Origin of the sequence: Serratia proteamaculans, assembly GCF_949794035.1 — a bacterium.
Taxonomy (GTDB): domain Bacteria; phylum Pseudomonadota; class Gammaproteobacteria; order Enterobacterales; family Enterobacteriaceae; genus Serratia; species Serratia proteamaculans.
On record NZ_OX461105.1, the window covers coordinates 5,349,403 to 5,373,456 of the forward strand.

The window sequence follows — 24,054 nt, forward strand, 5'->3', positions numbered from 1 at the left end:
ACTAAACTCTCCATTGTGTTAAAGCTTCAATACATTGGCATCAGCTGCAGAGGGGGTTCCTGCAACAGCTTAACCTGTTCGGTGAATGCCGCGGTCTGAGATAACCAAAAATCAGACTCCGCCATCCACGGAAAACTTTTAGGAAACGCGGGATCTTGCCAACGACGAGCAACCCATGCCAGGTAGTACACCATGCGCATGGCCCGCAACGGCTCGATCAACGCCAATTCACTTTGATCAAACTCGGCAAACTCGGAGTAAGCCTCCAGCAAAATATCTAACTGCATCAGACGATCGCGACGTTCACCGTGCAACAGCATCCACAGATCCTGTATCGCCGGCCCGTTACGCGCATCGTCAAGATCAACAAACAGCGGGCCATCTCGCCACAGAATATTGCCTGGGTGACAATCACCGTGCAAACGCCGCGGCTGCCAATCCAGATGCCAACGTTGTTTAATCGCCTCGATCAACCGGTCTATCGCGGTCAGGAAGTTTTCACGTTGGGCCTTCGGTAACAGTTCACAACCAGCCAATACCTGACGGGGTGCCATGAGGTATTCCTCAATGCCCATTGTCGGGCGTTCCACAAACAGGCTTTCACTACCTACCTGATGAATACGCCCCAGGAAACGGCCCACCCATTCCAGTTGATCGAGATTATCGATCTCATACTGCCGCCCACCAACGCTGGGAAAGACAGTAAAAAAGAAACCGCTGTGTGTATGCAGCGTTTGGCCTTGCAGGGACAACGGCGCAACGGCCGGGATCTCCGCCAGGGCAAGATCATGAGAGAACTGGTGTTCTTCACCAATTTGCTCAGCGCTCCAGCGTTCGGGCCGATAAAACTTCACCACGTAACGCTTACGATCTTCGTCCATAAACTGATAGACGCGGTTTTCATAGCTGTTAAGCGCTGTCAGCCCGGAGTCTACACGCAGGCCAACACCCTCCAGCGCGTCCATAATCAGGTCGGGCGACAGGGTCTGAAAATTAAAAGCTGAGTTGTTCATAACAACATTCGGTTTCGTTTGGTGACATCACTGTGCCGGGAATGAGAAATAGTAGCATTAATGGCAGGTTTCACGAGTAACTGGTTCACCTTACCGCACGAATGCTAATCCTTTATCACCCCACGAGCGCGTAGCAATGCCGTTTTGAAGTCTTCCTCGTAATCCTTTTTCAGGCCGGGGATCTGTTCGGTGCCGGCGCTGCCGCGCATTTTCAGATGGTAGATCAGGATATCATCGCTCAGTTCGGGCAAATTGCCCTGGAAACCGGCTTCCTGTGCCAGTTTTTGCAAAAACTGGATCAGATTGAGATCCGGATCTTCCTGCCAGGCCGGCTGTAGCAGCCCAATCAGCTCGTTTACGCGGTGCGTTTTCATCGCAATATCATCCAATAGAATCAATAAACACACAAAGTAACAGGCTTACCAACGCAGTGAAAGGAGCAGCTTGTCAATAAAGGTAAATCCTGATGTCGCACCCTCTTTAGCGCTACAATCAGGGCGTTAGCCATAAATTCGGGATGATGGATATGCATGAGGAGATTACCGGCATTATTTTAGCCGGCGGGCGCGCCACACGTATGGGCGGAGAAGATAAAGGTCTGGTTCAGGTAGCCGGCATACCTCTCTACCAATACGTACTTTCTCGGCTACGCCCCCAGGTGGGCCAGATAGCCATCAGCGCCAATCGCAATCAAGAAAGCTATCGGGAAAGTGGTCTGTCCATCATCAGCGATCTGACTCCCGACTTTTCCGGCCCACTCGCAGGCATGCTGGCCGGGCTGAAACACGCGAGCACCGAATGGGTTGCTTTTGTCCCCTGCGACGTCCCCGATTTTCCCACCACTTTGGTTGATCAGCTCTGGCAACAAAAAGGCAGTGCTCTGGCCGCCTATGCCAGCGATGGAGAGCGAGCGCACCCCACTTTGGCACTGTTGCATACCAGCCTGGCACCTAAATTGGAAGAGTATCTGGCCCGTGGGGAACGCAAATTGATGTTATTCCTCGACGCGGCAGGGGCACGGCAAATAGCGTTCGCGGGCCAACAGGGGGCATTCCATAATCTTAATACCCTGGAAGACTGTCTGCGTTGGCAGCAGGAAAAAGGACTCATCAATGAATAATGCGCTTCCTCCTTTGCTGGCGATCGCGGCCTATAGCGGGACGGGTAAAACCACGCTGCTTAAGCAATTAATTCCTTTATTAAAGCAGCGGCACATCCACGTCGGGCTGATCAAACATACGCATCATGATATGGACGTGGACACGCCAGGCAAAGACAGTTACGAACTGCGCAAAGCGGGCGCCGACCAGACCCTGGTCGCCAGCGATCGTCGCTGGGCATTAATGACAGAAACTCCAGAACAGCAATCCCTGGATCTTCAGTATCTGGCCAGTCGCTTTGATCGTAGCAAGGTGGATGTAATTTTAGTCGAAGGGTTTAAGCACGAGCCCGTCAGCAAAATCATTCTTTATCGTGAAGATATTGGCAGGCCGCTTGAGGATATGTTGGACGAGTTCGTTATCGCCGTTGCCAGCGATCAATCGATAACCGTTAAGGCAAGATCCCTGGATCTCAACCAACCAGAAAGTATTGCCGATTTCATCGTGGAATGGCTGAAAGGCGCAGCGTAGCTGCGTCTGTTCTTTCTTTTCTTTCTTTCGCACACAGCAAAAAGCCCCATGCTTTCGCATGAGGCTTTCGACTTTAATTGATGCCTGGCAGTGTCCTACTCTCGCATGGGGAGACCCCACACTACCATCGGCGCTACGGCGTTTCACTTCTGAGTTCGGCATGGGATCAGGTGGGACCACCGCGCTATTGCCGCCAGGCAAATTCTGTTTCATTCCAACCGCCACTCACGTAGCCATCAGAACCAATCTCGGAACATTCGCTGAAAATCTGTCTCTCTAAAACACTTTTGGTGTTGTAAGGTTAAGTCTCACGGATCATTAGTACTGGTTAGCTCAATGCATCGCTGCACTTACACACCCAGCCTATCAACGTCTTAGTCTTAAACGTTCCTTCAGGGGGATCAAGTCCCCAGGGAAGACTCATCTCGAGGCAAGTTTCGCGCTTAGATGCTTTCAGCGCTTATCTTTTCCGCACTTAGCTACCGGGCAATGCCATTGGCATGACAACCCGAACACCAGTGGTGCGTTCACTCCGGTCCTCTCGTACTAGGAGCAACCCCTCTCAATCTTCCAACGCCCACGGCAGATAGGGACCGAACTGTCTCACGACGTTCTAAACCCAGCTCGCGTACCACTTTAAATGGCGAACAGCCATACCCTTGGGACCTACTTCAGCCCCAGGATGTGATGAGCCGACATCGAGGTGCCAAACACCGCCGTCGATATGAACTCTTGGGCGGTATCAGCCTGTTATCCCCGGAGTACCTTTTATCCGTTGAGCGATGGCCCTTCCATTCAGAACCACCGGATCACTAAGACCTACTTTCGTACCTGCTCGAGCCGTCACTCTCGCAGTCAAGCTAGCTTATGCCTTTGCACTAACCTCACGATGTCCGACCGTGATTAGCTAACCTTCGTGCTCCTCCGTTACTCTTTGGGAGGAGACCGCCCCAGTCAAACTACCCACCAGACACTGTCCTCACCCCGGATTACGGGGCCGAGTTAGAACATCAAACATTAAAGGGTGGTATTTCAAGGTTGGCTCCACGCAGACTGGCGTCCACGCTTCAAAGCCTCCCACCTATCCTACACATCAAGGCTCAATGTTCAGTGTCAAGCTATAGTAAAGGTTCACGGGGTCTTTCCGTCTTGCCGCGGGTACACTGCATCTTCACAGCGAGTTCAATTTCACTGAGTCTCGGGTGGAGACAGCCTGGCCATCATTACGCCATTCGTGCAGGTCGGAACTTACCCGACAAGGAATTTCGCTACCTTAGGACCGTTATAGTTACGGCCGCCGTTTACTGGGGCTTCGATCAAGAGCTTCGCCTTGCGGCTGACCCCATCAATTAACCTTCCAGCACCGGGCAGGCGTCACACCGTATACGTCCACTTTCGTGTTTGCACAGTGCTGTGTTTTTATTAAACAGTTGCAGCCAGCTGGTATCTGCGACTGGCTTCAGCTCCGAGAGCAAGTCTCTTCACCTACGCGCCAGCGTGCCTTCTCCCGAAGTTACGGCACCATTTTGCCTAGTTCCTTCACCCGAGTTCTCTCAAGCGCCTTGGTATTCTCTACCTGACCACCTGTGTCGGTTTGGGGTACGATTTGATGTTACCTGATGCTTAGAGGCTTTTCCTGGAAGCTTGGCATCAACTACTTCTGCACCGTAGTGCATCGTCATCACGCCTCAGGGTTGAATAAGTAACCGGATTTACCAAGTCACTCCCCCTACACGCTTAAACCGGGACAACCGTCGCCCGGCTAGCCTAGCCTTCTCCGTCCCCCCTTCGCAGTAACACCGAGTACAGGAATATTAACCTGTTTCCCATCGACTACGCCTTTCGGCCTCGCCTTAGGGGTCGACTCACCCTGCCCCGATTAACGTTGGACAGGAACCCTTGGTCTTCCGGCGAGCGGGTTTTTCACCCGCTTTATCGTTACTTATGTCAGCATTCGCACTTCTGATACCTCCAGCAACCCTCACAGGCCACCTTCAACGGCTTACAGAACGCTCCCCTACCCAACAACGCCTAAGCGTCGCTGCCGCAGCTTCGGTGCATGGTTTAGCCCCGTTACATCTTCCGCGCAGGCCGACTCGACCAGTGAGCTATTACGCTTTCTTTAAATGATGGCTGCTTCTAAGCCAACATCCTGGCTGTCTATGCCTTCCCACATCGTTTCCCACTTAACCATGACTTTGGGACCTTAGCTGGCGGTCTGGGTTGTTTCCCTCTTCACGACGGACGTTAGCACCCGCCGTGTGTCTCCCGTGATAACATTCTTCGGTATTCGGAGTTTGCATCGGTTTGGTAAGCCGGGATGGCCCCCTAGCCGAAACAGTGCTCTACCCCCGAAGATGAGTTCACGAGGCGCTACCTAAATAGCTTTCGGGGAGAACCAGCTATCTCCCGGTTTGATTGGCCTTTCACCCCCAGCCACAAGTCATCCGCTAATTTTTCAACATTAGTCGGTTCGGTCCTCCAGTTAGTGTTACCCAACCTTCAACCTGCCCATGGCTAGATCACCGGGTTTCGGGTCTATACCTTGCAACTATTCGCCCAGTTAAGACTCGGTTTCCCTACGGCTCCCCTATACGGTTAACCTTGCTACAAAATATAAGTCGCTGACCCATTATACAAAAGGTACGCAGTCACCCAACAAAGTAGGCTCCCACTGCTTGTACGTACACGGTTTCAGGTTCTATTTCACTCCCCTCGCCGGGGTTCTTTTCGCCTTTCCCTCACGGTACTGGTTCACTATCGGTCAGTCAGGAGTATTTAGCCTTGGAGGATGGTCCCCCCATATTCAGACAGGATGTCACGTGTCCCGCCCTACTCATCGAACTCACAATTAATGCATTTTAGTGTACGGGACTATCACCCTTTACTGTGCGACTTTCCAGACGCTTCCACTAACACAAGAACTGATTCAGGTTCTGGGCTCCTCCCCGTTCGCTCGCCGCTACTGGGGGAATCTCGGTTGATTTCTTTTCCTCGGGGTACTTAGATGTTTCAGTTCCCCCGGTTCGCCTCATACGACTATGTATTCATCGTATGATAGTGCAACGAATTGCACTGGGTTTCCCCATTCGGGTATCGCCGGTTATAACGGTTTATATCACCTTACCGACGCTTATCGCAGATTAACACGCCCTTCATCGCCTCTGACTGCCTAGGCATCCACCGTGTACGCTTAGTCACTTAACCTCACAACCCAAAAGTGTTTCCACCTTCGTGCTGCTACATTTGAGAGACTCTATGACAGGTTAATCCTTACTCCAATACATCTACGGAGGAGTAAGTTTCAGCTGTCATGTTTCAATTTTCAGCTTGTTCCAGATTGTTAAAGAGCAATATCTTAAACACGACTCGTTAAAGTCATCTTTAAGATGTTTTCGGTTCGGCAAGAACCGGTGATAATGTCTTTCACTCATTATCGGATGGCGTCCCCAAGGGGATTCGAACCCCTGTTACAGCCGTGAAAGGGCAGTGTCCTAGGCCTCTAGACGATGGGGACACGAAAATCCGATTAAACTGAACGTCTTAATCGGTTCGTATCAGCATGAGTCAGAGACTCATTACATCAACAGGTAGCGCTTTTGCTCATTACTTTTTCATCAGACAATCTGTGTGAGCACTTCACTCGAATCAATATCATTAGGTAAGGAGGTGATCCAACCGCAGGTTCCCCTACGGTTACCTTGTTACGACTTCACCCCAGTCATGAATCACAAAGTGGTAAGCGCCCTCCCGAAGGTTAAGCTACCTACTTCTTTTGCAACCCACTCCCATGGTGTGACGGGCGGTGTGTACAAGGCCCGGGAACGTATTCACCGTAGCATTCTGATCTACGATTACTAGCGATTCCGACTTCACGGAGTCGAGTTGCAGACTCCGATCCGGACTACGACGTACTTTATGAGGTCCGCTGGCTCTCGCGAGTTCGCTTCTCTTTGTATACGCCATTGTAGCACGTGTGTAGCCCTACTCGTAAGGGCCATGATGACTTGACGTCATCCCCACCTTCCTCCGGTTTATCACCGGCAGTCTCCTTTGAGTTCCCGCCATTACGCGCTGGCAACAAAGGATAAGGGTTGCGCTCGTTGCGGGACTTAACCCAACATTTCACAACACGAGCTGACGACAGCCATGCAGCACCTGTCTCACAGTTCCCGAAGGCACTAAGGCATCTCTGCCGAATTCTGTGGATGTCAAGAGTAGGTAAGGTTCTTCGCGTTGCATCGAATTAAACCACATGCTCCACCGCTTGTGCGGGCCCCCGTCAATTCATTTGAGTTTTAACCTTGCGGCCGTACTCCCCAGGCGGTCGACTTAACGCGTTAGCTCCGGAAGCCACGCCTCAAGGGCACAACCTCCAAGTCGACATCGTTTACAGCGTGGACTACCAGGGTATCTAATCCTGTTTGCTCCCCACGCTTTCGCACCTGAGCGTCAGTCTTTGTCCAGGGGGCCGCCTTCGCCACCGGTATTCCTCCAGATCTCTACGCATTTCACCGCTACACCTGGAATTCTACCCCCCTCTACAAGACTCTAGCTTGCCAGTTTCAAATGCAGTTCCCACGTTAAGCGCGGGGATTTCACATCTGACTTAACAAACCGCCTGCGTGCGCTTTACGCCCAGTAATTCCGATTAACGCTTGCACCCTCCGTATTACCGCGGCTGCTGGCACGGAGTTAGCCGGTGCTTCTTCTGCGAGTAACGTCAATGCAATGTGCTATTAACACACTACCCTTCCTCCTCGCTGAAAGTGCTTTACAACCCGAAGGCCTTCTTCACACACGCGGCATGGCTGCATCAGGCTTGCGCCCATTGTGCAATATTCCCCACTGCTGCCTCCCGTAGGAGTCTGGACCGTGTCTCAGTTCCAGTGTGGCTGGTCATCCTCTCAGACCAGCTAGGGATCGTCGCCTAGGTGAGCCATTACCCCACCTACTAGCTAATCCCATCTGGGCACATCTGATGGCGTGAGGCCCGAAGGTCCCCCACTTTGGTCCGAAGACGTTATGCGGTATTAGCTACCGTTTCCAGTAGTTATCCCCCTCCATCAGGCAGTTTCCCAGACATTACTCACCCGTCCGCCGCTCGTCACCCAGAGAGCAAGCTCTCTTGTGCTACCGCTCGACTTGCATGTGTTAGGCCTGCCGCCAGCGTTCAATCTGAGCCATGATCAAACTCTTCAATTAAAAGCTTGATTTGCTTCAACTCGTGAAGCGATGCTCGAAAATAACTTTCGTAATAGTCGTTCTGTTGGACAAGCCAACGAAACAACGTATTGCTTGGTCACTCTTCAAGACTTGATATTTTTTCGAACCCGAAGGTTCTGGATATCGTCTTGTGGAGTGCCCACACAGATTGTCTGATAAATTGTTAAAGAGCAGTGAGTTAGCCGCCGTAGCTTGCTATCTCGAGGTGGCGTATATTACGCTTCTCACCCGAAGAGTCAAGCATTTATTTCGCTTTTCTCTTCCTGACCCGGCGACTTGGTTCTCGTTAGAGGAGTCGTTGTTCCCGGTCAGTGGAGGCGCATTATAGGGAGTTCTCAGAAGGCCGCAACCCCTAAATGCAAAAAACTTTTCAAGCGCGGATTTTTTCGGCAAAGCGCTGCACAAGTCAGCGTTTTCGTCACTTTTTCCGGTAAACAGCCACAAAAACTGGCGATCCGTAGCGTAAAATAAGAGTAACAATGTCAGTAAGGACTCGCAGCCATGCAATTTAATGCTCAACAACAGGCCGCCCAACGCAATCTTTCTTATCTACTTGCAGAAAAACTCGGCCAACAAATTCTGGCAGGCGATTATCAGGCCGGCAGCATCCTGCCCGGAGAGATGGAACTGGGTGAACAATTCGGCGTTAGCCGCACGGCAGTACGCGAAGCGGTGAAGATGCTGGCGGCCAAAGGCATGTTATTGCCCCGGCCACGCATCGGGACCCGGGTCATGCCGCAAAGCCAGTGGAACTTTCTCGATCAGGATTTACTGACCTGGTGGATGACCAAAGAAAACTTCGATCAGGTCATGCAACACTTCCTTATCTTACGCACCTCACTGGAACCCCAAGCCTGCTCACTGGCCGCGGCCAACGCCAACACACAGCAAACTGCACGGCTGGCTGAACTGATGGCGGAAATGCGCGCCCTGCATATCCAGTTTGACCGGGAACACTGGATCCAGGTAGATACCCAGTTCCACCAGCTCATCTATGAAGCCAGCGGCAATCCCTTTCTGACCTCATTCGCCAATCTGTTCAGTTCGGTGTATCAAAGTTACTTCCGCGCCATCACCGGTAACGAGGTGATTAAGCTCCAGCACCATCAGGCCATCGTCGATGCGATACTTGCCGGCGATAGCGCAGAGGCATTAGCCGCCTGCCAGGTTTTGCTTAGAGAGAAAGACTAACGCATCCCTGCTTATATATAGAAGAAAGACGAAAGGGACGAAGACGACAGTTAACCGGGACTCACAATGACTAAATCCGCGCGCAGTATGGCAGGGCTACCCTGGATCGCCGCCATGGCGTTCTTTATGCAGGCACTGGACGCCACCATCCTCAACACGGCTTTGCCGGCGATAGCCCAAAGTCTTGAGCGCTCGCCGTTGGCGATGCAGTCAGCGGTTATCAGCTATACCTTGACGGTAGCCATGTTGATCCCGGTCAGCGGTTGGCTGGCAGATCGCTTCGGTACCCGCCGGGTGTTTATCGTCGCGGTTTCACTGTTTACTCTCGGTTCGCTGCTGTGTGCGCTTTCCCCAACGTTAAGCCTGCTGGTAACTTCACGCGTTATTCAGGGAGTCGGCGGTGCGATGATGATGCCAGTGGCGCGATTGGCGCTGCTACGTGCTTATCCGCGCAGCGAACTGTTGCCGGTACTGAATTTCGTGACCATGCCGGGGCTGGTTGGGCCGATCATGGGGCCGATGCTGGGCGGTTGGCTGGTGACTTACGCCACCTGGCACTGGATTTTCCTTATCAATATCCCGATTGGCCTGCTCGGCATCTTCTACGCCCGTAAATATATGCCGGACTTTACCACCCCCAAGCGCCGCTTCGACTTTATTGGCTTTATGCTGTTTGGCCTGAGTCTGGTGTTGGTTTCCACCGGGCTTGAGCTGTTTGGTGAGCAGGTGCTGGCCAGCTATATCTCACTGGGCATTCTGCTCAGTGGCGTGGTGATGCTGTTTGGCTATATCGTCCATGCCCGCAGGCACCCTCAACCCCTGATTGGTCTGGATCTTTTCCAGACCCGAACCTTCTCGGTGGGCATTGCCGGTAACGTCGCTTCACGGCTGGGCACCGGATGCGTGCCGTTCCTGATGCCACTGATGCTGCAGGTGGGGTTCGGTTACTCGGCAATTATTGCCGGCTGCATGATGGCGCCGACCGCCGTCGGTTCACTAATGGCGAAATCCACCGTCACTCAGGTGCTGCGTTGGTTCGGCTATCGTAAAACTCTAGTGGGTATCACCGTCATTATTGGCGTGCTGATTGCCCAGTTCGCACTGCAAAGCCCGGGAATGCCGCTGTGGTTGATGATCCTGCCGTTGTTCGTGCTGGGCATGGCGATGTCTACGCAATTCACCGCCATGAATACCATCAGCCTGGCAGATTTGAACGACGCCAATGCCAGCTCCGGCAATAGCGTGCTGGCCGTGACTCAACAGCTTTCCATTAGCTTCGGGGTAGCGATCAGCGCAGCAGTGCTGCGTTTCTACCAAACAATGTCATTTGGCACCATGGTTGATCACTTCCACTACACCTTTATCACTATGGGAATTGTCACCGTGGCGTCGGCGTTTGTGTTTATGCTGCTGAAAAGAAAGGACGGGCGTAACCTGATCAGCGGTCGGGAACCGAAGAGGCCGGCTAAAACCGCTGGCTAACGATGACCGACCGAGGCGCGTTCCACCAGCTCAGGGGTCAACACCAGGATCTGGGCTTCGCGTTCCGGGTTCTGCAGACGATGAATCAGCGTATCGATCGCCAGTTCCCCCAGTGAATCTTTCGGTTGGTGAATGGTGCTTAAGGGTGGCGCCAGGTATTTGGCCAGTTCGATATCATCGTAGCCCATCACTGCCATGTCCTGCGGCACCGACAGCCCAGCCTGATACAGCGCCTGATAGGCGCCAACGGCAACCGCATCGTTGCCGGCAAACACGGCGTGTGGCGGCTCGGCCAGCGCCAGCAGTTGCTTCATGGCATCCACACCGCCTTCAAATTCAAAATCGCAGTGCACTTCGTATCCCGGCAAGATGGTCAACCCGGCGCGTTGCATGGCGCGACGGTAGCCTTCCAGCCGATGGCGTGCGGTAGTTTTATCCTGTGGACCGGCGATGCAGGCAATCTTGCGATACCCACGGGCGATCAGGTGATCGGTCGCCATCTCACCGCCCAGCAGCGAGTTATCCTGGATGATATCGTTGGCCCCTTCGAACGGCGCCCAATCCATCATGACTATCGGTAACGAAGGATAGCGGCTCAGCGCGTCCTGCGATGGCCGATGATTTTCGGTACACATCAACAGCAAACCATCGACGCGCTTTTGCAGCAGCGTCTCCATGTTGCGATTCATGCGCGCGGCATCTTCTTCGGTATTGCACAGGATCAGGCTGTAACCACGCTCATAGCAACTGCGCTCAACGCCACGCACGACTTCGGCATAAAACGGGTTATTGCTGGAGGTCACCAGCATGCCGATGGTACGCGTCTGGTTCAATTTGAGGCTGCGCGCCAGGGCAGAAGGCGCATAGTTCAGTTGTTCAACGGCCGCCATGACTTTGGCTCGCACGTTGTCGCTGACAAAGCGATTGTCATTAATGACGTGCGATACTGTCGAAGTTGAAACGCCCGCCAGACGGGCGACGTCTTTCATGGTGGCCAAAGGGATTACTCCTGCTGCTGCAAGAAGGTGTCGATCTCTTCGCGCCAGGGCACAGAAGGCTGGGCTCCGGGACGAGTCACCGCTATGGCCGCCGCCGCATGGGCAAAGCGCACGGCATCTGCCATCACCTTACCTTCCAGCAGTGCCGTGACCAGCGCCCCGTTGAAGGTATCGCCGGCAGCAATGGTATCTACCGCTTTAACCTTGAAGCCAGGCACCAGCTTACCTTTGTTGTTCTCACTCAGCCAAACGCCACGGCTGCCGAGGGTGATGATCACCGTGGCAATGCCTTTATCATGCAAAGCCTGTGCGGCACGCGCGGCATCGTCATCATTATTGACCGCAATACCGGTCAGGCGCTGGGCTTCGGTTTCGTTTGGCGTAATCATATCGATCATGGCCAATAATTCGTCCGGCAGTTCACGTGCCGGCGCAGGATTGAGGATCACCTGAGTTTGATGCTGTTTCGCCAGGCCGGCGGCAGCGATAACCGTCTCCAGCGGTGACTCGAGCTGCATCAGCAGCGCATCGGCGTCGATCACCTTTTGCTGATAACGAGCCAGATAGTCGGGAGTCACTGCGGCATTGGCACCGGCATCAATGCCGATCACATTCTCGCCTTCCGCATTAACAAAAATCAGCGCGACGCCGGTGGTACTGTCGGCTATCGCCTCAATCGGTTGGGTATCAATGCGATCGGTCGCCAGTTGCTGACGGACACGTTCTCCGATGTCATCAGCCCCCACGCAGGCGATAAAAGCGATATCCGCGCCGCTGCGCCCTGCCGCCACCGCCTGGTTGGCGCCTTTACCGCCAAACGCCACTTTATACTGCTTCCCGATCACCGTTTCACCCGGTTGGGGAAACTGCTCAATATTAAGGATATGGTCGGCATTGATACTGCCCAGAACCACCAGCTTACCTGTTGCCATCGCATTGATTCCTGAATTGCGCGCCATCATAAACGCCCCGTTTTGATGGCGCTGGTGCTACAGAGTGTTATTTAGTGACCAACTTCAGATCAACCGGGATAGTGGCCGGCACTTTTTCGCCTTTCAACACTTTATCCGCCGTTTCCACACCAATCACGCCGATCTGATCCGGACGCTGCGCCACGGTCGCTGCCAGTTTGCCGCCTTCAACCGCCTTCACGCCGTCAGCGGTGCCGTCGAAGCCTACCACGACCACGTCGGTTTTACCGGCGGTTTGCAGCGCACGCAGTGCACCCAGTGCCATTTCATCGTTCTGGGCAAACACCGCCTGCACGTCCGGATGAGCGGTCAGCAGGTTCTGCATCACGTTCAGGCCTTTGGTACGGTCGAAGTCTGCCGGCTGGCTGGCCAGCAGTTTGAATTTGTTCTGATCCAGTGACTGTTTAAAGCCTTCGCCACGTTCACGGGCGGCGGAGGTACCGGCGATCCCTTCCAGTTGGATCACTTTAGCGTCTGCGCCCACTTTCTTGGCAATAAAGTCACCGGCCATTTTACCGCCGACGCGGTTATCCGAAGCGATATGGCTGACCACTTCACCTTTGCTTGCCACACGGTCCAGGGTGATAACCGGGATCTTGGCCTGGTTGGCCATCTTGATGGCGTTGCCAACCGCATCGGAGTCGGTTGGGTTAATCAGCAGTAACTTAGGTGCCTGCACCATCAGATCCTGCACGTTCGCCAGCTCTTTCGCCGGGTTGTTTTGCGAGTCCAGCACCACCAGGTTGTAACCCAGCTTATTGGCTTCCTGCTGTGCGCCCTCTTTCATTGAGACAAAGAACGGGTTGTTCAGGGTAGAAACCACCAGCGCGATGGTGTCTTTAGCCAGCGCGTTAGCACTCAGGGTGGCGCTCAGCGCGAAGGCTGAAGCCAGAATTGCCAGTTTTTTCATTTTCATCATCGTGATTCCTGTAGGGGGAGGTTATTTGTTGCTTTTGTTCTCTACCAGAACCGCCAGCAGTATCACCACTGCCTTCACGATCATTTGGTAGTAGGAAGAAACGCCCAGTAAATTCAGGCCGTTGTTCAGGAAGCCAAGGATCAGCGCCCCGATCAACGTACCGACAATGCGGCCTTTGCCACCGGCCAGGCTGGTACCACCCAGCACTACCGCAGCAATGGCATCCAACTCATAGCCGGTCCCGGCGGTCGGTTGCGCGGAAGACAGACGCGCCACTTCGATCACCCCCGCCAGCGCCGCCAGCAGTCCACAGAGCGAATAAACGATAATCTTCACTTTGTCGACGCTGATGCCGGACAGGCGGGTCGCCGCTTCGTTACCGCCCAGGGCATAAATATAGCGGCCCAGACGGGTATGGTGCAGCATGTACCAGGCGGCGATAAACACGATCGCCATGATCCAGATCGGGGTAGGCACTCCCAGCGGGCGGCCAATGCCGAACCAGCCGAAGGTATCGGCCACGTCGGTAAAGCCGGTATTCACCGGACTGCCGTTGGTGTACACCATGGTGACACCGCGCAACAGCAGCATCATCACCAAAGTAGCGATAAACGCCTGCACCTTGCCTTTGGCCACGATCACCCCGGTACAGGCGCCAACGGCTGCCCCCAATGCCAGAGCCGCCGCCACCGCCACCACCGCGTTAATTTCGAAACCGACGATCGACGCCGCCACCGCGCCGGTCAGCGCCAACAGCGACCCCACCGACAAATCGATGCCGGAGGTCAGGATCACCAGCGTCATCCCCACCGCCATAATGGCGTTCACTGAGGTTTGCTGCAGAATATTGAACAGGTTGTTTACGGTGAAGAAATTCGGGCTCATGGAAGAGACCACGGCGATCAGCACCAGCAGAGCAATCAGTGATTTTTGCTCTAACAGCCACTCTTTACTGAACCAGCGCTTTGCCACACTCTGGGAACTCATATCTGATTACTCCTGCTTTACGCCGTATTGCTTGCCAACGGCCGCAGCCATCAACGCTTCCTGGGTGGCCTGTTCAATCGGGAATTCACCGCTGAGGTGTCCTTCGTGCATCACCAGGATGCGGTCGCTCATGCCCAGCACCTCCGGCATTTCCGAAGACACCAGAATGATGCTCAGCCCTTCCTGCTTGAACTGGTTGATTAACTGGTAGATTTCTTTTTTAGCGCCCACATCGACGCCACGCGTCGGTTCATCGAGGATCAACACCTTTGGCCGCGTCATCAGGCCACGGGCGATCGCCACTTTCTGCTGGTTACCGCCGGAGAGCAGACCAATCGGCTGCTCCATTGACGGCGTCTTGATATTGAACAGGCGGATGAAATCGCCCACGGCCTGCTGTTCTTCTGCCTGTTTCAGGCTGCCACCGGCCCGGCTGAAATAACGCAGTGCCGTCAGCGACATGTTTTCCTTTACCGACATCCCCAGCACCAGGCCATCGCGCTTGCGGTCTTCGGAGATATACACGATGCCGTTCGCCAGACCGTCCTGCGGCGAATGGGTAACCACCGGGCGGCCGTCGAGGCTGACGGTACCGGCTTTGCGCGGCGCGGCACCGTAGAGAATTTTCATCAGTTCGGTACGCCCGGCGCCCATCAGACCGGCCACGCCAAGAATTTCGCCCCGGTACAGGGTAAAGCTGACGTCATCCACACCCGGGCCAGAAACCTGGCTGACTTCCAGCCGCTTTTCGCCCCGCGGCTGATTCAGACGCGGGTACTGTTCTTCCAGCTTGCGGCCGACCATCATTTCTATCAGCGAATCTTCCTGCAGCTCACTGACCGATCGCTCGGCGATAAACTGCCCGTCACGAAACACCGTGACGTCATCGCAAATTTCAAAGATCTCTTTCAGCCGGTGCGAAATATAAACAATGCCGCGCCCTTCGGCTTTGAGTTCGTTGATCACTTTAAATAAAGAAGCGGTTTCCGTGTCGGTCAGCGCATCCGTCGGTTCATCCATAATGATGACTTTGGATTCGAAGCTCAGCACCTTGGCGATTTCCACCATTTGCTGATCGCCAATCGACAACTCGCCCACCAACCGGTGACTGCTGTAACTCAGGTTCAACCGCGCCAACAGTTTGTCGGCTTCGGCATACATGCGCTTCCAGTCGATGCGGCCGATGCGGTTAACAAACTCACGCCCGAGGAAGATGTTTTCCGCGATCGTCAACTGCGGGATCAGGTTCAGTTCCTGATGGATAATCCCGATGCCCGCTTCCTGCGAATCCTTTGGCCCGTTGAATGCCACCTCTTTACCGAGAAAATACTGACTGCCGGCGTCCTTGTTATAAATGCCGGTCAGCACTTTCATCATGGTGGATTTCCCGGCGCCGTTTTCCCCCACCAGCGCCATCACCTTGCCGGGATAAACGCTGAGTGCGGCGCCTGAAAGCGCCTTCACGCCGGGAAAGGCTTTATCGATCCCTTTCAGTTGCAGTAAAGGTTGCATAAATGCCTCAGAAAGTTACGCCGGCGCAGAGGATCACGTTCGCGTAAGGCGAGCATTCCCCACTGCGGATCACCGCCCGGCTGTGTTCAGTTTGCGCTTTAAACGCACTGTGGCTGATATAACTCACGCTGATGGTATTTCCCTGGTGTTGGCCAAGTTCAGTCAGTTGAGCCAACAACGCGTGGTGAAGCTGCGGATTATTTTTAACTATCTCTTCCGCCAGAATGGCGCTTTCTACCTGCATTTCCTGTGTCACTACCCCGACCACCTGCAAAAATGTCGGTACGCCCTGGGTCAGCGCCAGATCGATACGCTGCGTTGCCGCCGGAATGGGCAGCCCCGCATCACAGATGGCGATCTGGTCGGTATGGCCGAGACGGGAAACCACGGCAGAAACATCAGCATTCAGCAGCACGCCTTTTTTCATCTTCTTCTTCTCACTCCACCAGCGAAACGTTTCGCTTGTGTCTGGAGTTTAAAAAAACGTCAACAGAAGGCAACCGGGACAGTGCAGAAGTGTGATCGTCATCGAAACGTTTCGCTCGTGTTACCGAGAACATAAACAGAAAGGGCCCAGCGAATGCTGAGCCCTTGAGGGGAATTAAATCTCGACCTGGGTGCCCAGTTCGATCACCCGATTGGGGGGTATCTCAAACTGGTCCGGCGCACGTAGCGCGTTGCGGCTCAGCGCAATAAACAGCTTGCCGCGCAGGAACAGGTACCACGGCCGCTTGGTCAGGATCAACGACTCATGCGACATAAAGAACGAGGTTTCCGTCATCCGACAGGGCAGCCCTTCCAGGCCGCAGCGGTGGAACACTTCCTCAACGTTCGGCGTTTCACGCCAGCCGTAACTGGCCACTACCCGCCAGAAGGTCGGCGAAAGCTGTTCGATGGTCACCCGTCGTACGTTATGGACATAAGGGGCATCCTCGGTACGCAGCGTCAACAGCACCACCCGCTCATGCAGCACCTTGTTGTGCTTCAGGTTATGCAGCAGCGCAAAAGGGATCACGTTGATGGCGCGCGACATAAAGACCGCGGTGCCAGGCACCCGCACCGGCGGCGATTTCTCCAGCGAGGCGATCATCGCTTCAAGGGAATTACCGTGTTCGTGCATGCGACGCAGCAGGCGGAAACGTTCGCTCTTCCAGGTGGTCATGATGATGAACATCACCAGCGCTAACAGCAACGGCAACCAACCGCCGGAGAACAGCTTCAGGGCGTTGGCCGCGAACATCGGCACATCGATAATCAGCAGGATAACCAGAATGCCGACGGCGAAGAAACGGTTCCAGTGCCAGTTTTTGATCGCCACTGAGGTCACCAGAATACTGGTCAGCACCATGGTGCCGGTCACGGCGATACCGTAAGCCGCCGCCAAATTGCTGGAGTGTTCGAAACCGATAATCACCAGCACTACCGCGATATACAGCGTCCAGTTAATCACCGGGATATAGATTTGACCGGATTCCATCTCAGAAGTATGGATGATACGCATCGGTGACAGGTAACCCAGACGCACCGCCTGGCGAGTCAACGAGAACACGCCGGAGATCACCGCCTGCGAGGCGATGACCGTAGCCAGCGTCGCCAGAATCAAAAGCGGGATCAGCGCCCAGTCCGGTGCCAGCAGGAAGAACGGGTTCTTGATGGCCTCCGGGTTTTTCAGCAGCAAAGCGCCCTGACCGAAGTAGTTCAGCACCAGCGATGGCAGCACCACGGTGAACCAGGCCAGGCGGATAGGGAATTTACCGAAGTGCCCCATGTCAGCGTACAACGCCTCAACGCCGGTGATCGACAGCACTACCGCGCCCAGCGCAAAGAACGACACCTTCTTATATTCAATAAAGAAGTTCAGCGCCCATTTCGGGTTTAACGCCTGCAAGACTTCTGGATTCGCCATGATGCTGCGTGCGCCCAGCACCGCCAGAACGATAAACCACAGCAGCATCACTGGCGCGAACAGCTTACCCACGCTGCCGGTACCGTGTTTCTGGATGGCAAACAACACCGTCAGCACCAGGATGGAAAGGGGAACAATATAGCCATCAAGCGACGGCGCGGCGATTTCCAACCCCTCTATCGCCGACATCACCGATATCGCCGGGGTGATCACCACCTCGCCATAGAAAAAGCTGCCACCAATCAAGCCCAATATCACCAACACGGCGGTGGTACGCGCCGAAGTATGACGCCCGGCCAACGACATCAGCGTCAGGATGCCCCCTTCACCGGCGTTATCCGCCCGCATGACGTAGGTGAGGTACTTGAGGGAAACAATGATGATTAACATCCAGAAAATCAGCGACAGGAAGCCGAAAACCACATCTGGACGAACATCGAAGCCGTAATGGCCGGAGAAACACTCTCGAAGAGTATAGAGAGGGCTGGTGCCGATATCACCGTAAACCACCCCAATTGCCGCCAGGGTTACCGCCGATAAGGACTGTTTATGCTCTGCGCTCATAATTCGTTTCTTTATTAGAACATCCGTTAGCGATGCATCCGCATCAGCCAGAGATACGGGCTCTAAGATCCGTTACGCCCACTAAAAGGCGCACAGTATGCACGATTTATACTGCTTGCCTATCCTTATATCAGACCCTAAAAATAAACAAAATGTGAACCAGCCGCTCTTTTGATAATAGAAAGATTTTACTAATCAACAAGCTATACCATTAAAAATAATGGTGGTTTATCATCGGATTATCCACCAAGATTGGCTAACACTCGGACAACACGACAATAATATGGCGCCATCATCTCTTCTGGCAGAACGGATTTCCCGCCTCAGCAACGCGCTAGAGAGCGGTCTTTATGAACGACAGGATGCCATTCGCCTGTGTTTGCTGGCGGCGCTCAGCGGTGAAAGCGTGTTTCTGCTTGGCCCACCGGGCATCGCCAAAAGCCTGATTGCGCGCCGGTTAAAATTCGCCTTTCGCAGCGCGCGTTCATTTGAATACCTGATGACGCGTTTCTCAACCCCAGAAGAAGTCTTCGGCCCCTTGTCGATCCAGGCGTTAAAAGACGAAGGCCGCTATCAACGTCTGACCGCCGGCTACCTGCCCGAGGCGGAAATCGTATTTCTGGATGAGATCTGGAAGGCCGGCCCGGCGATCCTCAATACCCTGCTGACGGCGATCAACGAACGCCGTTTCCGCAACGGTAATACGGAAGAACCGATCCCGCTGCGGCTGCTGGTCACCGCCTCCAACGAACTGCCGGATGCCGACAGCAGCCTGGAAGCCCTTTACGATCGCATGCTGATACGCCTGTGGTTGGACAAAGTGCAGGACAAACAGAATTTCCGCTCACTGCTGGTCAGTCGCCAGAACGAGAATGAAAACCCGGTGCCTGAAGCACTGAGTATCAGTGATGAGGAGTATCACCAATGGCAACCGCAGATCGACAAAATCAAGCTGCCCGAGACTTGCTTTGAGCTGATATTCCAACTGCGCCAGCGTCTGGATGCGTTGGATAATGCCCCTTACGTCTCCGACCGTCGCTGGAAAAAGGCGCTGCGGTTGTTGCAGGCCTGCGCCTTCTTCAGCGGTCGCGATGCCGTGGCGCCGATCGATTTATTGCTGCTGAAAGACTGCCTGTGGCACGACCTCACCTCGCTGAAGCTATTGCAACAGCAGGTAGAACAATTGCTGAACGAATCGGCATATCAACAGCAATCGCTGCTGATCCAACTGCAACAGATCCATACCCGTTGGCTGCAGCATCAACAGCAGCAGAGCGACAGTCAGGCGATCGCCCTGGTGAAAAAGGGCGGCATGTTCAGCAGAAAGCCTCAGTTTGCTCTGGCAACGCCGCTCGGCACCGGTACTCTGACCCTGTTGCTGCAAAAACCGCTGCAACTGCATGATATCCAGGTCAACCATCTGAGTATTGAAAACAGCGCGCTGGAAAACTGGCTGCAAAAAGGCGGCGACGTGCGTGCCAAGCTGAACGGCATTGGTTTTGCCCAGCAGATCGATCTGGAAGTGGACGAGCAACTGCATCTGACGGTGCTGGACGTCAGCCGTCAACCTGCACTGCTGGCCCTGCCCGGCAAACAGACCGGCGGCACGCCGCAGGCGATGCTGGATGAAATGGATCAGTTGGCGCAGCGCCTGGCGGAACAGCGCCGGTTGTTCAGTCAGCACCAACCTTGCCTGTTTACCCCCGCCGCCAGGCTGGCAAAAATTGAGGCCAGCCTGTTGCAGGTGGCGGAACAAATCAAACAGCAGCACCAGCAAATGCGCGGCCAGTAAGTATGCTCAGCCTGGAAACGCTCGATCTGCTGCTGGCGATCACCGAAGGTGAGCTGATCGAGGAGATGATCATCGGCATGCTGGCGGCACCGCAGCTGTCGATTTTCTTCAAAAAGTTTCCGGCAATCCGCCGGGCACTGGATCGCGACCTGCCGCGCTGGAAGCTGCAACTGAAAGAACGTCTCCACGAAGCCATGGTACCGCCCGCGCTGGCGCAGGAGTTTTATCGCTATCAACAGTGCCAACTGGAGAACAACACCCAGTTCTTCCATAACCTTAACGACACCCTGGATTTGCTGCGCCAACTGGTTTCCCCCTTTTATGAGCAGGCCCGCTCGCTGGTGGATGCCGCCGATCTGCCCAACCATCCGCTGGATGACAGCTTCCAAACCCTGTTCCTGCAGCGCTGGCGCATCAGCCTGACGCTGCAGGCCACCATGATGCATCACCAGCTATTGGAACAGGAACGCGAACAGCTATTGGCGGAGCTGCAGGAACGTCTGGCGCTGAGTGGTGCCCTGGAGCCGCTGCTGTCGGAAAACGACACCGCAGCCGGGCGACTGTGGGATATGAGTAAAGGCCACTTGCAACGGGGTGACTATCAAAGGCTGGTGGAATACGGCAACTTCTTGCAGCAGCAACCTGAACTGAAAAAACTGGCGCAGCAGCTTGGGCGCAGCTATCAGGCCAAGGCGGTACAACAGCAGGACGCATTGCCCGAGCCGTACCGCGTGATGGTGCAGGTACCGGCCACGCTGCCGGAAGAGGTTAGCGGTATTCACCAGAGCGACGATATTCTGCGCCTGCTGCCGCCCGAGTTGGTCACGCTGGGCATTGAAGAGTTGGAGTTTGAGTTTTATCGCCGCCTGCTGGAAAAACAGCTGTTGAGCTATCGCCTGCAGGGCGATGTCTGGCAGGAACAGGTTCTGATCCGCCAGGTCACCCACCAGCAGCAGGATCAGCAACCGCGCGGGCCGTTTATCGTCTGTGTGGATACTTCAGGTTCGATGGGCGGTTTCAACGAACAGTGTGCCAAAGCGTTCTGTCTGGCACTGTTGCGCATTGCGCTGGCGGATAACCGCCGTTGCTACATCATGCTGTTCGCCAACCAGATCGTGCATTACGAACTCACTGCTGCCAGTGGTATTGAGCAGGCGGTGCGTTTTCTCGGCCAGCACTTCCGTGGCGGTACCGATCTGGCGGCTTGCCTGAACGCCACCGTCAGCAAAATGACGGAAAGCGGCTGGTTCGACGCTGACGCGGTGATCATTTCTGACTTTATTGCCCAGCGATTACCGGAAGAGATAATAAAGAAGGTCAAACAACAGCAGCAAAGCCACCAGCAACGCTTTCACGCGGTGGCGATGTCCAACTACGGCAAGCCCGGCATCATGCGCATCTTCGATCATATCTGGCGCTTTGATACCGGGTTAAAAAGCCGTTTAATGCGCCGCTGGCGGCGCTGAGTATTACAGCAGGCCGTCGACCGCTTCACGCACCTGCGGAGACCACACGCCACACTGTACCTGCCCAATGTGCGACAGTTGCAGCAACAGCATCACCAGGCGCGACTGACCGATACCGCCACCGATGGTTTGTGGCATATCGCCACGCAGCAGAGACTGATGCCATTCCAGCGTCAAACGATCTTCATCCCCGGTTTGCGCCAACTGGCGTTTCAGCGCGCTGGCGTCAACGCGGATCCCCATAGAAGAAAGTTCGAAGGCATCCTGCAGCACCGGGTTCCATACCAGGATATCGCCGTTCAGGCCGGCCAGCCCTGCTGCTGCTGGGGTGGTCCAGTCATCATAATCCGGTGCACGTACGTCGTGTGATTTGCCATGCGACAGCTTGCCACCAATCCCCATCAGGAATACCGCACCCAGCTCTTTGGTAATTGCCCGCTCACGGCCTTTGGCATCCAGCTCCGGGTAGCGCTGCAGCAGAGTTTCGCTGTGAACAAAATGGATTTGCTCCGGCAGGAACGGCGTTAAGCCGTATTCGCGACTCACTTCACCTTCGGTTGCTTTAATTGCCGCATAAATGCTGCGCACGGTGCTTTCCAGGTAATCCTGGCTGCGGTCGCCATCACCCATCACCCGCTCCCAGTCCCATTGATCAACGTAGACCGAATGGATCGCGCTCAGACGATCTTCGTCCGGGCGCAGGGCTTTCATATGGGTATACAGGCCTTCACCGGCGCCGAAGTCATAGCTGCCCAATGTTTTGCGTTTCCATTTGGCCAGCGAGTGCACCACTTCAAAGGTGGCGTCCGGCAGGGTTTTCACCTTGACCTGCACCGCTTTCTCACTGCCAGACAGGTTGTCCTGGGTACCGTCACCCAGACGACTGAGGATCGGCGCCTGCACTTCGATCAGGCCAAGCTGTTGTTCCAACTGGCGGGAGAAGAAGGATTTAACCAGGCTGATTTGTTGTTGTTTTTGAATAAACTGTTTTTTCATTGCCGTATCTCTTATAAACCTGTCTCTGTTGCCAACGATTAAGCAACAGAACGGCACTACAATTCAATATCCGCTAATCAATATTGCCTTTTCACTTTTAATCGTTCATTTTGATGCGGTAATAATTCAACAATCAGCAATTAGTGGGGGATTAAATGGCTGAAAATTATCAGATCGATAATCTCGATCGCGGCATCCTTAACGCCTTGATGGAGAATGCACGCACACCTTATGCCGAACTGGCGAAAAACTTTGCCGTCAGCCCCGGCACCATTCATGTGCGGGTAGAGAAGATGAAGCAGGCCGGTATCATCACCGGTGCGCGGGTCGACGTGAACCCCAAACGCCTGGGTTACGACGTCTGCTGTTTTATCGGCATTATATTAAAGAGTGCTAAAGACTATCCTTCCGCGCTGAAAAAGCTCGAAAGCCTGGAGGAAGTGGTCGAGGCCTATTACACCACCGGCCACTACAGCGTGTTTATCAAGGTGATGTGCCGCTCGATAGATGCGTTGCAACAAGTACTTATCAACAAGATCCAGACGATTGACGAGATCCAGTCTACTGAAACCCTGATCTCGCTGCAGAACCCCATCATGCGTACCATCACTCCCTAGCCAACTAATTACTATACCCATATTATCCACAGGTAGATCCCAGCCGATTCACAGCGTACAATGCTGCCACTTTGAGAAGGCTGGGATCATTCATTTCATGGCAGACATTACTCTGATCAGTGGCAGTACGCTTGGCAGTGCCGAGTACGTAGCCGAGCACCTGGCTGAAAAGCTGGAAGCGGCAGGCTTTACGACCGAGACCCTGCATGGCCCTGAATTGGATGAATTGACCCTGTCCGGACGCTGGCTGGTGGTCTCTTCTACCCACGGTGCCGGCGATTTACCGGATAACCTGCAACCGCTACTGGATCAAATAGAAGAACAGCTTCCTGATTTATCTCAGGTGCAGTTTGGTGCAGTCGGTTTAGGCAGCTCTGAATACGATACTTTCTGTGGTGCGATCCAACGGATCGACGATCTTCTGATTGCTCGTGGAGCGAAAAGGATCGGCGATCGGCTCGAGATCGACGTGACTGAACACGAAATTCCTGAGGATCCAGCAGAGGAATGGGTGAAAAATTGGATTAATTTACTCTAATTTGTTCAAAGATCACCCGAACGATTGTGGATAACTATGCTTAAAAGCAGGGTAAAAGCAGTAGTTATCCCAATAACAACCTTAGGTCGCTTTTTGTCCTGTGCATAACATGCCATTTAGATCCCAGCTTATAAGCCATAGGATCACCGATCATTCACAGCTAACGATCCTCCTTAATTAGCTGATCTCAATCGCGAATAATCACTTATCCACAGAAGATCGCGATCCTAATAAGAGATCTAATA

Annotated in this window: 18 protein-coding genes, 1 tRNA gene and 3 rRNA genes; 8 read left to right on the forward strand and 14 right to left on the reverse strand. The window is 54.1% G+C overall.

Annotated features, from left to right (window positions below):
* Positions 1-26 precede the first annotated feature (26 nt).
* Both QOT07_RS24875 and QOT07_RS24880 read right to left on the reverse strand, forming a co-directional pair.
* Positions 27-1,013, reverse strand: a complete 987-nt coding sequence (locus QOT07_RS24875) for a serine/threonine protein kinase (protein WP_099063940.1) — start codon at positions 1,011-1,013, stop codon at positions 27-29.
* 104 nt (positions 1,014-1,117) lie between these two features.
* The gene (locus QOT07_RS24880) at positions 1,118-1,387 is read right to left on the reverse strand and encodes a YihD family protein (protein WP_283604241.1); all 270 of its coding nucleotides are present in this window, start codon (positions 1,385-1,387) and stop codon (positions 1,118-1,120) included.
* Positions 1,388-1,539: 152 nt separating this feature from the next.
* On the opposite strand from QOT07_RS24880, the gene mobA reads away from it, so the two are divergent.
* Together mobA and mobB are read left to right on the forward strand one after the other, a co-directional pair.
* Positions 1,540-2,133 (forward strand): molybdenum cofactor guanylyltransferase MobA, encoded by a 594-nt coding sequence (mobA, locus tag QOT07_RS24885; protein ID WP_283604242.1) that lies wholly within the window; start codon positions 1,540-1,542, stop codon positions 2,131-2,133.
* Entirely contained in the window at positions 2,126-2,644 is a 519-nt protein-coding gene (gene mobB / locus QOT07_RS24890; protein WP_207980030.1) for a molybdopterin-guanine dinucleotide biosynthesis protein MobB, read from the forward strand. The genes mobA and mobB overlap by 8 nt, the downstream gene beginning before the upstream one ends.
* Positions 2,645-2,726: 82 nt before the next feature.
* On the opposite strand, the gene rrf is transcribed toward mobB, so the two are convergent.
* The 4 genes from rrf to QOT07_RS24910 all read right to left on the reverse strand — a co-directional run bounded on the left by rrf (position 2,727) and on the right by QOT07_RS24910 (position 7,849).
* Positions 2,727-2,842: ribosomal RNA gene (gene rrf / locus QOT07_RS24895) — 5S ribosomal RNA — on the reverse strand.
* 99 nt (positions 2,843-2,941) lie between these two features.
* A 23S ribosomal RNA gene (locus QOT07_RS24900) occupies positions 2,942-5,851 on the reverse strand.
* Positions 5,852-6,085: 234 nt separating this feature from the next.
* Positions 6,086-6,161: transfer RNA gene (locus QOT07_RS24905), tRNA-Glu, on the reverse strand.
* A 145-nt stretch (positions 6,162-6,306) separates the two neighbouring features.
* Positions 6,307-7,849 (reverse strand): 16S ribosomal RNA (locus tag QOT07_RS24910).
* The 16S, 23S and 5S rRNA genes sit together here with 1 tRNA gene alongside, the layout of an rRNA operon.
* Before the next feature lie 522 nt (positions 7,850-8,371).
* On the opposite strand from QOT07_RS24910, the gene QOT07_RS24915 reads away from it, so the two are divergent.
* Entirely contained in the window at positions 8,372-9,061 is a 690-nt protein-coding gene (locus QOT07_RS24915; RefSeq protein WP_099065713.1) for a FadR/GntR family transcriptional regulator, read from the forward strand.
* Positions 9,062-9,127: 66 nt separating this feature from the next.
* Positions 9,128-10,543, forward strand: coding sequence for a multidrug transporter subunit MdtD (gene mdtD, locus QOT07_RS24920; RefSeq protein WP_261417693.1), 1,416 nt, complete (start codon positions 9,128-9,130; stop codon positions 10,541-10,543).
* Here mdtD and rbsR read toward each other — a convergent pair.
* The 7 genes from rbsR to kup all read right to left on the reverse strand — a co-directional run bounded on the left by rbsR (position 10,540) and on the right by kup (position 18,400).
* Entirely contained in the window at positions 10,540-11,541 is a 1,002-nt protein-coding gene (gene rbsR, locus QOT07_RS24925; RefSeq protein ID WP_261417696.1) for a ribose operon transcriptional repressor RbsR, read from the reverse strand. The two genes, mdtD and rbsR, sit on opposite strands and share 4 nt — an antisense overlap.
* Positions 11,542-11,546: 5 nt before the next feature.
* Positions 11,547-12,473 (reverse strand): ribokinase, encoded by a 927-nt coding sequence (rbsK, locus tag QOT07_RS24930; protein ID WP_099065711.1) that lies wholly within the window; start codon positions 12,471-12,473, stop codon positions 11,547-11,549.
* A gap of 67 nt (positions 12,474-12,540) precedes the next feature.
* Entirely contained in the window at positions 12,541-13,428 is an 888-nt protein-coding gene (gene rbsB / locus QOT07_RS24935) for a ribose ABC transporter substrate-binding protein RbsB (protein ID WP_085120130.1), read from the reverse strand.
* A 24-nt stretch (positions 13,429-13,452) separates the two neighbouring features.
* Positions 13,453-14,418 (reverse strand): ribose ABC transporter permease, encoded by a 966-nt coding sequence (gene rbsC, locus QOT07_RS24940; RefSeq protein WP_037421280.1) that lies wholly within the window; start codon positions 14,416-14,418, stop codon positions 13,453-13,455.
* Between the two features lie 6 nt (positions 14,419-14,424).
* Positions 14,425-15,930 carry a ribose ABC transporter ATP-binding protein RbsA gene (gene rbsA, locus QOT07_RS24945; protein WP_207978748.1) on the reverse strand — a complete coding sequence of 502 codons (1,506 nt, stop codon included), beginning with the start codon at positions 15,928-15,930 and terminating at the stop codon, positions 14,425-14,427.
* 7 nt (positions 15,931-15,937) lie between these two features.
* Positions 15,938-16,357, reverse strand: a complete 420-nt coding sequence (gene rbsD, locus QOT07_RS24950) for a D-ribose pyranase (RefSeq protein WP_283604243.1) — start codon at positions 16,355-16,357, stop codon at positions 15,938-15,940.
* Positions 16,358-16,531: 174 nt separating this feature from the next.
* Positions 16,532-18,400, reverse strand: a complete 1,869-nt coding sequence (gene kup, locus QOT07_RS24955) for a low affinity potassium transporter Kup (protein WP_099064408.1) — start codon at positions 18,398-18,400, stop codon at positions 16,532-16,534.
* Between the two features lie 283 nt (positions 18,401-18,683).
* Here kup and ravA point away from each other — a divergent pair, with 283 nt between their 5' ends.
* Positions 18,684-20,192, forward strand: coding sequence for an ATPase RavA (gene ravA / locus QOT07_RS24960; protein ID WP_219017276.1), 1,509 nt, complete (start codon positions 18,684-18,686; stop codon positions 20,190-20,192).
* Between the two features lie 2 nt (positions 20,193-20,194).
* Positions 20,195-21,658 (forward strand): ATPase RavA stimulator ViaA, encoded by a 1,464-nt coding sequence (gene viaA, locus QOT07_RS24965; protein WP_085120108.1) that lies wholly within the window; start codon positions 20,195-20,197, stop codon positions 21,656-21,658.
* A gap of 3 nt (positions 21,659-21,661) precedes the next feature.
* On the opposite strand, the gene asnA is transcribed toward viaA, so the two are convergent.
* A complete protein-coding gene (gene asnA, locus QOT07_RS24970) occupies positions 21,662-22,654 on the reverse strand; it encodes an aspartate--ammonia ligase (RefSeq protein WP_283604244.1) in 993 nt (330 codons plus the stop codon).
* Positions 22,655-22,809: 155 nt separating this feature from the next.
* Here asnA and asnC point away from each other — a divergent pair, with 155 nt between their 5' ends.
* Positions 22,810-23,271 carry a transcriptional regulator AsnC gene (gene asnC / locus QOT07_RS24975; RefSeq protein ID WP_004950461.1) on the forward strand — a complete coding sequence of 154 codons (462 nt, stop codon included), beginning with the start codon at positions 22,810-22,812 and terminating at the stop codon, positions 23,269-23,271.
* A 97-nt stretch (positions 23,272-23,368) separates the two neighbouring features.
* Positions 23,369-23,809, forward strand: a complete 441-nt coding sequence (gene mioC, locus QOT07_RS24980) for an FMN-binding protein MioC (protein ID WP_099064411.1) — start codon at positions 23,369-23,371, stop codon at positions 23,807-23,809.
* Positions 23,810-24,054 lie beyond the last annotated feature (245 nt).

What these genes read in the sequence shown, in the direction of transcription:
- mobB (WP_207980030.1), top strand. Translation starts at nt 2,126, where the DNA reads ATGAATAATGCGCTTCCTCCTTTGCTGGCGATCGCGGCCTATAGCGGG.
- asnA (WP_283604244.1), bottom strand. Translation starts at nt 22,654, where the DNA reads ATGAAAAAACAGTTTATTCAAAAACAACAACAAATCAGCCTGGTTAAA.
- mobA (WP_283604242.1), top strand. Translation starts at nt 1,540, where the DNA reads ATGCATGAGGAGATTACCGGCATTATTTTAGCCGGCGGGCGCGCCACA.
- QOT07_RS24915 (WP_099065713.1), top strand. Translation starts at nt 8,372, where the DNA reads ATGCAATTTAATGCTCAACAACAGGCCGCCCAACGCAATCTTTCTTAT.
- QOT07_RS24880 (WP_283604241.1), bottom strand. Translation starts at nt 1,387, where the DNA reads ATGAAAACGCACCGCGTAAACGAGCTGATTGGGCTGCTACAGCCGGCC.
- kup (WP_099064408.1), bottom strand. Translation starts at nt 18,400, where the DNA reads ATGAGCGCAGAGCATAAACAGTCCTTATCGGCGGTAACCCTGGCGGCA.
- ravA (WP_219017276.1), top strand. Translation starts at nt 18,684, where the DNA reads ATGGCGCCATCATCTCTTCTGGCAGAACGGATTTCCCGCCTCAGCAAC.
- mioC (WP_099064411.1), top strand. Translation starts at nt 23,369, where the DNA reads ATGGCAGACATTACTCTGATCAGTGGCAGTACGCTTGGCAGTGCCGAG.
- mdtD (WP_261417693.1), top strand. Translation starts at nt 9,128, where the DNA reads ATGACTAAATCCGCGCGCAGTATGGCAGGGCTACCCTGGATCGCCGCC.
- QOT07_RS24875 (WP_099063940.1), bottom strand. Translation starts at nt 1,013, where the DNA reads ATGAACAACTCAGCTTTTAATTTTCAGACCCTGTCGCCCGACCTGATT.
- rbsB (WP_085120130.1), bottom strand. Translation starts at nt 13,428, where the DNA reads ATGAAAATGAAAAAACTGGCAATTCTGGCTTCAGCCTTCGCGCTGAGC.
- viaA (WP_085120108.1), top strand. Translation starts at nt 20,195, where the DNA reads ATGCTCAGCCTGGAAACGCTCGATCTGCTGCTGGCGATCACCGAAGGT.
- rbsC (WP_037421280.1), bottom strand. Translation starts at nt 14,418, where the DNA reads ATGAGTTCCCAGAGTGTGGCAAAGCGCTGGTTCAGTAAAGAGTGGCTG.
- asnC (WP_004950461.1), top strand. Translation starts at nt 22,810, where the DNA reads ATGGCTGAAAATTATCAGATCGATAATCTCGATCGCGGCATCCTTAAC.
- rbsD (WP_283604243.1), bottom strand. Translation starts at nt 16,357, where the DNA reads ATGAAAAAAGGCGTGCTGCTGAATGCTGATGTTTCTGCCGTGGTTTCC.
- rbsK (WP_099065711.1), bottom strand. Translation starts at nt 12,473, where the DNA reads ATGGCAACAGGTAAGCTGGTGGTTCTGGGCAGTATCAATGCCGACCAT.
- rbsA (WP_207978748.1), bottom strand. Translation starts at nt 15,930, where the DNA reads ATGCAACCTTTACTGCAACTGAAAGGGATCGATAAAGCCTTTCCCGGC.